Origin of the sequence: Xanthomonas albilineans, assembly GCF_002939705.1 — a bacterium.
Lineage (GTDB): Bacteria > Pseudomonadota > Gammaproteobacteria > Xanthomonadales > Xanthomonadaceae > Xanthomonas_A > Xanthomonas_A albilineans.
In genome coordinates this window covers 1-1,939 of the sequence record NZ_MDCB01000063.1, presented here as the reverse complement: position 1 = coordinate 1,939, position 1,939 = coordinate 1, and the positions used below count along the sequence as shown (strand labels likewise).

Sequence of the window (1,939 nt, the reverse complement as noted above, 5' to 3'; positions counted from 1 at the left end):
ACGATGCTACCCTGCGGGCCGTTGGCCTGGGTCACCTGGTCGAAGCCGTCGTAGCTCCAGTTCAACGTGCCCGACAGGCTGTCGGACAGCGCGCCATCAGCCGGTTGCCGGCGTCGTAGCGGGCCGTCAGCGTGCCGCCCGTGCCGGGCAGCGTGGCCGTGCTCGGCCGGCCCAGCGCGTCGTAGCTGTAGCTGGTGGTGCGGTTGCGTCGGTCGGTGTGCGTGGCGACACGGTCCATGCTGTCGTAGGTCCAGCTCTCCGTTTGCCCCAGCGCGTCGGTGCGGCTGATGCGGCGGTCGCGTGCATCGTAGGCATACGTCACCCCCGCCCCGTGCGGCAGCAGGATCGCCGACACGTTGCCGTTGGCATCGAAGCCCGTGGCCACGCTGTTGCCCAACGGATCGACCGCCTTGGTCTGCCGGCCCAGTGCGTCGTATTCGAAGCGGGAGATGTTGCCTTGCGCGTCCTGCACGCCGATCAAGCGGCCCAGCGCGTCGTAGCGCAATTGCGTCTGTCGGCCCAGAGCGTCGGTGATCGCGGTCAGGTCGTCGTTGCTCCAGGTGAAATTGGTCGTGTGACCAAGTGGGTCGGTCACGCTCAGGCGTTGCCCGGCGCCGTTGCAGGTGGCGGTACTGGTCTGGCCCAGCGGCGTGGTTACCGAGGTCAGGCAGCGGTTCGTGTAACCGAAGCTGGTAGTGCGGCCCAAGGCATCGGTGATCGAGGCCAAATCGCCATCGCCGTTGTAGGCGAGCGTGGTGGTGCGTGCCTGCGCGGTGCCGGCCAGTTGGGTGATCTGGAGCGGACGTCCGGCGCTGTCGTAGGCGTATTCGGTACGCCGGCCTAAGGCATCGGTGCGTGCGGTGGTCTGGCCGCTTGCGGTGCGGGTGTAGAGGATGGTCTGCGCCAAGGGCGTGCCGTAGGCCAGGGTGTCGCTCTGCGGGTAGTGGCTGACCGGGTCGAACACCACCCGGCGCTGGCTGCCGTCGGGCTTGGTCACCAGCACCCCGGTGGTGCTGCCATCCACGTGCGCGTAGTTGATCGTCAACACCCCGCCATCGGCTTGGGTCTGTTTGACCACCCGCCCCGTCCAGGTGCCGTTGGCGCTCTCGAACTCGTTGAACACCACCCGCTGCTGTTTGCTGTCGGTGATCGACTCCAAGCGCGCCTGATAGGGCAGCGTGTCGGCGCCTTCGCGGATCCCGGCGGCCTGGCGGATCTTGTAGTGGTAACTGCGCGTGCTGCCATCCGGGCGGGTCACCTGCGACAGGTAGCCGTCGTCGTTGTAGGCGTAGGACCAGGTGTTGCCCAGTGGGTCGCTCAGCGTATTGATGCGGTTGTTGCCGTCGTAGCCGATGCTCAGCGAACGCCCAGTGGCCGAGATGATGTGGCTGACCAAGCCGGCATCGTAGGTGTAGTCCACCCGGTTACCGAAGTGGTCCAGGCTCCACTCCAGCCGGTTGGGCGAGTATTGGTTGAAGTACATCATGCTGCCGTCGCGCAGCATCAGCAGGTAGCCGTGGCCGCGCGGGCTGCCCTGGGTGATGGTCGCACCGGCATACCCGGAGACCGAGCCGGTCTGCTGCCATTGCCCGGCCAGGTATGCGCCGGACACCCGCGCGAACGTCACTGGCATGCCGCCGGGCAGCACCAGTTGCAACTGGTTGTAATCGTTCGTGGGCGCATAGAGCGTATAGCGGAAATTGGCCGCCGTGCCGATCCCGAAGTCCTGCTTGTTCGGGTCGCCCGGACGATAGGCCCGTGTCACCACCAGCGGCGACAGGCCCGGCACTACCGCGTCGGTCTCGGTATAGGAAAATTCTCCGGTATATAGGTCGATGGGATCGCCAGCCGTCGCGCCACCGCCACCGGCCTCCTTGCCGCAGCCATCGCTGCAATGCGGCGTGTCCGGGTCCGGCGGCGGCGTGTGGGTATCGATGCT

The 1,939-nt window shown here is 66.7% G+C and carries 1 protein-coding gene; it reads right to left on the bottom strand.

The window, feature by feature from the left end; genetic code table 11:
• Positions 1-61 precede the first annotated feature (61 nt).
• Positions 62-1,939: DUF6531 domain-containing protein (locus XalbCFBP2523_RS15710; RefSeq protein ID WP_249027742.1), on the bottom strand; the 1,878-nt coding region annotated here is incomplete at its 5' end.